We start from the raw sequence: 8,358 nt of genomic DNA on the forward strand, positions 1-8,358 counted from the left end.
CGATCTGTGTGTCAGAGCTTGATCAACACCGATTTCAACTCGGTGTAATGCTCGATCGCCGCATACCCCATCTCGCGCCCGACCCCCGACATCTTGTAGCCGCCAAACGGCAACGCCGGGTCCAGGGCACTGTGACAGTTGACCCACACCGAACCCGACTTGATCCGCGGAATCATCCGGTGCACCGCCGCCAAATCGTTCGACCAGATGCTTGCTCCAAGGCCATAAGGGCTGTCATTGGCCATGCGCAGCGCATCAGCCTCGTCGTCGAACGGAATCGCCACCAGCACCGGGCCGAAAATTTCTTCTTGTACCAATGAGTGCTGCTGATCGACATCGACAATCACCGTGGGTTTGACGAAGAACCCCGGCCCGAATTGCTCACCGCCGCAGGCGATGGTCGCGCCGCTTTCCCGACCTTTTTCGATGTAGCCATAAACCCGTTCCTGTTGCCGCGCGGAGATCAGCGGGCCCATTTCGACACTGGGGTCCAGGCCATTGCCGAGCTTCATTGCATTGGCGATGTCGGCGATATCCGCCACCACATTGTCGAAATGCTTGCGCTGCACATACAGCCGCGAACCGGCGCAGCAGACCTGGCCCTGGTTGAAGAAAATCGCACTGGCGGCACCCGCGGCAGCGGTCTTCAGGTCGGCATCAGCCATGACGATGGTCGGCGACTTGCCGCCGAGTTCCAAAGTGACCCGGGTCATGGATTCCATGGCGATCTTGCCGATCTGCTTGCCCACGGCGGTGGAGCCGGTGAACGTCAGCTTGTCCACCAACGGATTGTGAGTCAGGGCGGAGCCCGCCGTGATACCGGTGCCGGTGACCACGTTGAACACGCCTTCGGGGTAACCGGCTTCCAACACCAGTTCTGCGAGCTTCAGCGCGGTCAGCGGCGTTTCGTCGGCAGGTTTGAGCACGACGGTGCAACCGGTGGCCAGTGCCGGGCCGAGTTTCCAGCAAGCCAGCAGCAGCGGGAAATTCCAGGCGACGATAGCGCCGACCACGCCCACCGCTTCGCGGCGAATGAAACTGTGGAATTGATCGTTGGGCATCAGCGGCAGCGACACGTCGACGCTGGAGCCTTCGATCTTGGTGGCCCAACCGGCCATGTAGCGCAGGAAGTCGATGGACAGTTGCACGTCCATCACTTGCGCCACCGCCGCGCTCTTGCCGTTGTTCAGGCATTCGAGCTGGGCCAGCAGTTCGGCGTCGCGCTGCATCAGGTCGGCGAGTTTCCACAACAGGTTCTGCCGCTCCCGAGGGCGGGTGCGGGTCCAGGCCGAATCGTCGAAAGCCTGACGGGCGGCCAACACTGCGCGGTCGACATCGTCGGGGGTGGCCCGTGGTACCAAGCACAGCACTTCGCCGGTGGCCGGATTATGCAGCGGCATGGTCTGACCGTCGGCGGCCTCGACCCAGTCGCCGCCGATGAGCATGCGTGGGGCGCGTTGGACGAAGGCCGAGGTGGCGGGGAGCAAATAAGGCAGGGGCATGATGAGACCTCTTGTTGTGCGTGAGGACGTGGATTTCCCCAAGGTTGGCAATGGCTGTGCCAAGTATCAGGAACGGGCGGATAGCCCTTTGTTGGCGGGGTTTTTAGCGACGAAAGGGGAAGGTTTGGACCCGGGTTTTGTCGCAAATCGCGACAATGCATGAGACGACGAGTCATTCCCGTATTTACCGAAACATCATCGCTGACTATGAAGTGTCCCAGTCGGGGTCATCTATGCTTGTCTCAGACTGCAACAGCTGTCGCGATATTAGACGCAGGCCCTTTCGTTTTGATGCGCGAAAAAGCCAAGATGTTCACATAACTATTTGATTTAAAGGATGTTCGTTAAGCTGGCACGCTCCGTGTATTGCTCATCGCAGACGTTTCTCTTGCCTCCGTCAGCGGGTTGTCGCCGACGGCAGAAACCATAAAAACGATAAGCCACAAAAATAAGAAAGCACCGTGCGAGGTTCGACGTTGATGAAGAGAAAACTCCGATCAGGCCTGAGCGTCAGTCTGCTGGCCGTGGCGGCCTGCGTGGCGCTGCATTCGCCTCACAGCCTGGCAGCTCGCGACGCCCAGACTGTCCTCAAGGAAACCTGCCAGGGCTGTCACACCCCTGAAGCCAATAACGCCCTGAGCCGTATCAGCCACCAGCGCAAAACCCCGGAAGGCTGGCTGATGAGCATTGCCCGGATGCAGATCATGCACGGTTTGCAGATCAGCGATGACGACCGCCGAACCCTGGTCAAATACCTGGCCGATACCCAGGGCTTGGCGCCGAGCGAAACCGATGGTGTGCGTTATGCGCTGGAGCGACGGCTCAATACCGTTGAGAAATTCGACGACCAGACCAGTCAGATGTGCGGCCGTTGCCACTCCGGTGCACGGGTTGCGCTGCAGCGCCGACCCGCCCAGGAATGGGAGCGCCTGGTGAACTTCCACCTCGGCCAATGGCCGTCCCTCGAGTACCAGGCCCTGTCCCGCGACCGCGACTGGTTCGATCTGGCCCGCAAAGAGATGGTGCCGCTGCTGGCCAAGCGTTATCCGCTGGACAACCCGGCCTGGAAAGCATGGCAGGGCAGCGCGCCGAAAGCCGAGGCGCTGGTCGGCGACTGGAGCTTCAGCGGGCACCTGCCGGGTAAAGGCGAACTGGCTGGCGTCATGAGCGTGACTGCCGATGGCAGCGACACGTTCAAGGTCAACGTCAAAGGTCAGTACGCCGACGGCAGCCCGTTCAACGGCGAGGGCAGTGCGATTCTCTACACCGGTTACGAATGGCGCGGCAATGTGTCCATCGATGGCGTGACCATGCGCCAGGTATTCGCCGCCCAGGGCAACGCCATGCAGGGCCGGATGTTCGAGGCCGAGCACGACGAGCGGGGGCTGGACTTCGTCGCCGCCAAGCAGGGTTCCAATCGTTTGCTGGCGGTGCAGCCGGGTTATCTGAAGGCGGGCAGCGAAACCGAAGTCACCCTGATCGGCAGCGGTCTCACTGGCAAACCTGACTTCGGCAAAGGCGTGGAAGTGGTCCAAGTGCTGGAGCAAACGCCCGAGCGCCTACGGGTCAAACTCAAGGCGGCTGCCAATGCCCAACCGGGCCTGCGCAACGTCACGGTCGGCACGCTGAAAGGCCCGACGCTGTCGGTCTACAGCAAGATCGCTGAAGTCAAAGTCGTGCCCGAATTCTCGGTGGCGCGGATCGGCGAGGGCGGTGGCTCGACGCCGAAAGTCCAGGGTCGTTTCGATGCTGAAGCCTGGGGCAAGGGCGCTGACGGCAAGCCCTATCGCATCGGCGTGTTCCCGGCGCAATGGACAGTCGAGGCTTTCGATGACCGCGCCAAAGAGGATGAAGACGTTAGGTTTGCCGGCACCATGCAGGCCGATACCGGCGTGTTTACCCCAGGCGATGCCGGGCCGAACCCGCAGCGCAAGATGTCCACCAACAATGCCGGCAACCTCAAGGTGATCGCCGCCATCGACGACGCAGGGAGGTCCCTGACCGGCGAAGGCCACATGATCGTCACCGTGCAACGCTGGAACAATCCACCCATTCCATAAGTTGGCTGTTTTTTAGCGGTTCCAGACACTTTTCGGAATGACCGCAGGCCTCATGAATCGGGGCTTGCACAGGAGGTTTGCAATGGGCGCTATTTTGAATCTGGTCGAACGCAATCTGCACGAAGTGCATGTCGACGCCGACCGCATGTTGTTCCACATTCCCAGCAGCTCGCTGTTCGCCAGCGATGAGCTGACGGGCACCATCATCGATACCTTGCGCGGTCCCGGCTGTTCATCGGACGACCTGATCCAACGCTTGGCCGCACGCTTCAACGGCGAAGAAATCACCGAAACCCTGCGTGAGCTGATTTCCCTGGAACTGGTCAGCGACGGCTCGCCACTGAGCCCGGACATCGGTACCAAACGCGTCGAGCGCACCGCGATCAATACCGTGGTGCTCAACGTCAACACGGGCTGCAACCTGAGCTGCACCTACTGCTACAAAGAAGACCTCGACAAGCCCTCGGCCGGCAAGAAGATGGACGTTGAAACAGCGGTCGCTTCGGTAGAAATGCTGCTGCGCGAATCCCCGGATGAAGAGCGTTTCACGGTGGTGTTCTTCGGGGGAGAGCCGCTGAGCAATCGCAAGCTGATCGAGTACATGGTCGATTATTGTGAAAAGCGTTTTGCCGAAGCGGGCAAGTTCGTCGAATTCGTCATGACCACCAACGCCACGTTGCTCACCGAAGACACCGTGGACTACCTCAACGCCCACCGCTTCGGGCTCTCGGTGAGTATCGACGGGCCGAAAACCGTGCACGACCGCAACCGCATCACCGTGGGCGGGCAGGGCACGTACGACGTGGTACGGCGCAAGGCCCAGATGCTGCTGGCGCGCTACAACAGCCGCCCGGTCGGCGCGCGGGTCACCCTGACCACGGGCGTCACCGACGTCGAAACGATCTGGGATCACCTGTTCAACGAACTGGGGTTTGCCGAGGTCGGTTTTGCTCCGGTGACGTCCGGCGATATCAGCAGCTTCAACCTGTCCAGCGACGAGCTGATCGAAGTGTTTGCCAACATGAAAAGGCTCGGTCGGCGTTATCTGGAAGCGGCGCTGGAACACCGCAATATCGGTTTTTCCAACCTGCACCAGTTGATCACCGATATTCATGAAGGCCACAAGAAGGCTCTGCCTTGCGGGGCGGGCCTGAAGATGCTGGCGGTGGATCACAAGGGCGAATTGAACCTGTGCCACCGCTTTACCGGTTCGAGCCTGCCAACGTTCGGCAACGTTCACAGCGGGGTGAAACAGGTCGAGCTGAACGACTTCCTGTCCCAGCGCCTGGACCGCACCAACACCGGTTGCGAAGACTGCCAGATCCGCAATCTCTGCTCCGGCGGCTGCTACCACGAGAGCTACGCCCGATACGGCGACCCGACTCATCCGACCTATCACTACTGCGAACTGATGCGTGACTGGGTCGACTTCGGCATCGAGGTCTACACCCGGATCATGGCTCACAACCCTGCGTTTATCAGCAGCTACATCACTCCGCGCAAGGCTCACTGATATGAAACATCTCAAGGCAATCAACAACAAAGCCCAGAAGCTCGATCAGGCCGCGGCCGAAAACCGTATCGAAGAAGTGGTGGCGATGAGCTCCGTCGCCGGCTGTGCCTCGACCACTGATCCAGGTTGGGAAATTGACGCGTTTGGCGGCGTGTCGTCGCTGTGCCAGCCAATGGAAGCCGACCTGTATGGCTGCTCCGACCCATGCTGGTGGCCGGCCCAGGTGCCGGACATGATGAGCACCTACCCGGACTGGAACAAGGATGCCCAGGCGTCCAACGAAAACTGGCGCAACCTCGGCACTGTCTTTCCGAAAGACAAGTGATAGGACATGAAGAAGGATTCCAGCATGCAATGCATCAAAGCCTGCGGCTTGGCCGCGTTCGGTGTCCTGGGCGTTATATCGCTCAATGTTCTGGCCGATGAAAACACCGCGCTCCAAAGTGGTCACGAATACATGGTGACCACCAATTATCCGAACAACCTGCACGTGATCGACCTGGCCACCGACAGCCTGTTCAAGACCTGCAAAATGCCGGATGCCTTCGGTCCTGGCACCGTGCAGCTGTCGCCGGATCGCAAGACCGCCTACGTGCTGAACAACCACTACGCGGATGTCTACGGCGTTGAGCTGGACAGCTGCAAGCAGGTCTTCCACGCCAGCATTACCCAGAAACCGGGGGAGAAAGCGAAGTCGATGTTCGCCTTTACCCTCAGCCATGACGGCAAGGAACTGTTCACCATCGCCAATCCGACGTTGATGCTCAACGATCGTTACGAGGTGCAGCAACCTCGGCTCGACGTGTACGCCACCGATGCCGGCATGGACGCCAAACCCATTCGCAGCTTCCCGGCGCCACGGCAGCTGACCATCATGCAAAGCGGCGACGATGGCACGTTGTATGTGGCGGGAGCGGATGTCTACAAGGTCAACGTGAACACTGGCAAGTTCGACGTGCTGATTCCCAGTCGCCATTGGAAACGTGCCAATTACAGCGCACCGGATGTGCTCTACGTGTGGAACCAGCAGACCTACCGTCATGATTTTTCGCTGCTCTACACCGCAGCGAAATTCAAGGACAAGAAGCAGGACCCGGCGACCGCCGAGTACCTCTATGGGCTGTTCAGCATCGACCTGAAAACCGGCAAGACCGAAACCACCGACTTCGGCCCCCTGACGGAGATCTACTTCAGTGGCATGCGCTCGCCCAAGGACCCGAACCTGATGTTCGGCGTGCTCAACCGGCTGGCCAAGTACGACATCAAGCAGAAAAAACTGCTTCAGGCCGCTACGCTGGATCATTCCTACTACTGCATTTCGTTCAACAAGGCCGGCAGCAAGATTTACCTGGCGGGTACCTTCAACGACGTAGCGGTGTTCGATGCCGACAGTTTGAAGCAGATTGGCAACATCAAATTGCCCGGCGGCGACATGGCGATTACCACGGCGCAAATATTCACGCGTTAAAAACAACGAGGGCAAGCCATTCAACAAGGGCGCCTGCGGGGTAACCCCCCGGCCCACATTTGGATCGTACAGAGAGAATCGATATGAGTGTTCCCAGTTACACCAGAGGACCGCAAACCACACCCTTGCTGGCGATGACCATTGGCGCGGCGTTCGACCGAGCGGTGGAACGGTTCACTGATCGCGAAGCTTTGGTCGTACGGCATCAAGGGCTGCGCTACACCTGGGCACAGTTGGCCGAGGAGGTGGATGGTTGCGCACGAGGGTTGCTCGCGCTGGGCCTCAAGGCCGGTGAACGGGTAGGCATCTGGTCGCCGAACTGCGCGCAATGGTGCATTACCCAATTCGCATCGGCCAAGGTGGGGGCGGTGTTGGTGAACATCAACCCGGCCTACCGTCTGACCGAGCTTGAGTACACGCTCAAGCAATCGGGGTGTCGCTGGCTGATTTGTGCCGACTCGTTCAAGACTTCCAATTACCACGCGATGCTTCACGATCTGCTGCCCGAACTCCACCGCTGCGCTGTCGGCGCACTGGAAAGCGACCGGTTGCCTGAATTGCAGGGCGTGATCAGCCTCGGCGACACGCCGGCTGACGGTATGTTGTCATGGGAGGGCCTGTTGGACCTGGCGGAACAAGTGTCTGCGGAACAACTACGGCAATGCGGTGAGCAATTGCAATTCGACGACCCCGTCAACATCCAGTACACCTCGGGTACTACTGGATTTCCCAAAGGTGCCACCCTCAGTCACTACAACATCCTGAATAACGGTTTTATGGTCGGTGAAAGCCTGAAGCTCAGCGAGCACGACAGGTTAGTGATACCGGTGCCGCTGTATCACTGCTTCGGCATGGTCATGGGCAATCTGGGTTGTGTCACTCACGGAACGACAATGATCTACCCCAGCGCAGCCTTCGATCCGCTGGAGACCCTGCGGGCCGCCGCACAGGAGAAAGCGACCGGCATGTATGGCGTGCCGACGATGTTCATTGCAATGCTCGACCATCCAGAGCGCCAATCATTGAACTTGAGCCATCTGCGAACGGGCATCATGGCCGGCTCCACCTGCCCGATCGAAGTCATGAAACGGGTGATCGACGACCTGCACCTCAAGGAGATGCAGATCGCCTACGGCATGACCGAAACCAGCCCGGTCTCCACCCAGACCGGCCCGGACGACGATATCGAGCATCGAGTCACCCGTGTCGGCCGCACTCAGCCGCATTTGGAAAGCAAGGTCGTCGATGAGCAAAACCGGATCGTTGCTCGCGGTCAGATCGGCGAGCTGTGTACCCGAGGCTACAGCGTGATGCTCGGCTACTGGAACAACCCGCAAGCGACCGCGGAGGCCATCGACGACGCAGGCTGGATGCACACCGGTGACCTGGCAATCATGGATGAGGAGGGTTACCTGAGGATCATCGGGCGCAATAAGGACATGATCATTCGGGGCGGCGAGAATGTTTATCCGCGCGAAATCGAAGAGTTCTTCTTTACTCATCCTGCGGTGGCAGACGTGCAGGTCATCGGGGTGCCGGACGACGTCTACGGGGAAGAGATCGTAGCTTGGGTCAGGTTGCATGAGGGGCACCAGGCAGATGCCGACGAGCTGCGCGAATACTGCAAAGGCCGGATCGCTCACTTCAAGACGCCGCGCCATTTCAAGTTCGTTGACGATTTTCCGATGACCGTCAGCGGCAAGGTGCAGAAATTCCGCATGCGTGAAATCAGCGTTGAGGAACTGGGAGCGTCGAAAAGTGACCTCTTATAATCACTGGGCCGAGTCGGCGCATTGATGCACCGTTGAACGGCCC

General features: G+C 59.5%; 6 protein-coding genes. 5 read left to right on the plus strand and 1 reads right to left on the minus strand.

Features of this window, described 5'->3' with window-relative positions; translation table 11 throughout:
* Positions 1–11 precede the first annotated feature (11 nt).
* Positions 12–1,502 carry an aldehyde dehydrogenase family protein gene (locus tag HU762_RS00125; RefSeq protein WP_186631219.1) on the minus strand — a complete coding sequence of 497 codons (1,491 nt, stop codon included), beginning with the start codon at positions 1,500–1,502 and terminating at the stop codon, positions 12–14.
* A gap of 479 nt (positions 1,503–1,981) precedes the next feature.
* Here HU762_RS00125 and peaA point away from each other — a divergent pair, with 479 nt between their 5' ends.
* The 5 genes from peaA (at position 1,982) to HU762_RS00150 (ending at position 8,315) form a co-directional block, all read left to right on the plus strand.
* The gene (gene peaA, locus HU762_RS00130; protein WP_186631222.1) at positions 1,982–3,562 is read left to right on the plus strand and encodes a quinohemoprotein amine dehydrogenase subunit alpha; all 1,581 of its coding nucleotides are present in this window, start codon (positions 1,982–1,984) and stop codon (positions 3,560–3,562) included.
* Positions 3,563–3,644: 82 nt separating this feature from the next.
* Complete coding sequence (gene peaB / locus HU762_RS00135) at positions 3,645–5,075, plus strand: quinohemoprotein amine dehydrogenase maturation protein (RefSeq protein ID WP_186631225.1); 1,431 nt, start codon at positions 3,645–3,647, stop codon at positions 5,073–5,075.
* Between the two features lies 1 nt (position 5,076).
* Positions 5,077–5,400: a quinohemoprotein amine dehydrogenase subunit gamma gene (qhpC, locus tag HU762_RS00140; RefSeq protein WP_007933151.1), complete on the plus strand. Its 324-nt coding sequence runs from the start codon at positions 5,077–5,079 to the stop codon at positions 5,398–5,400.
* A 24-nt stretch (positions 5,401–5,424) separates the two neighbouring features.
* Complete coding sequence (peaD, locus tag HU762_RS00145; RefSeq protein WP_186631228.1) at positions 5,425–6,543, plus strand: quinohemoprotein amine dehydrogenase subunit beta; 1,119 nt, start codon at positions 5,425–5,427, stop codon at positions 6,541–6,543.
* 83 nt (positions 6,544–6,626) lie between these two features.
* Positions 6,627–8,315 carry an AMP-binding protein gene (locus HU762_RS00150; protein WP_186631231.1) on the plus strand — a complete coding sequence of 563 codons (1,689 nt, stop codon included), beginning with the start codon at positions 6,627–6,629 and terminating at the stop codon, positions 8,313–8,315.
* Positions 8,316–8,358: the final 43 nt, after the last annotated feature.

This window comes from Pseudomonas sp. SWRI92, assembly GCF_014268685.1.
Taxonomy (GTDB): Bacteria; Pseudomonadota; Gammaproteobacteria; order Pseudomonadales; family Pseudomonadaceae; genus Aquipseudomonas; species Aquipseudomonas marvdashtae.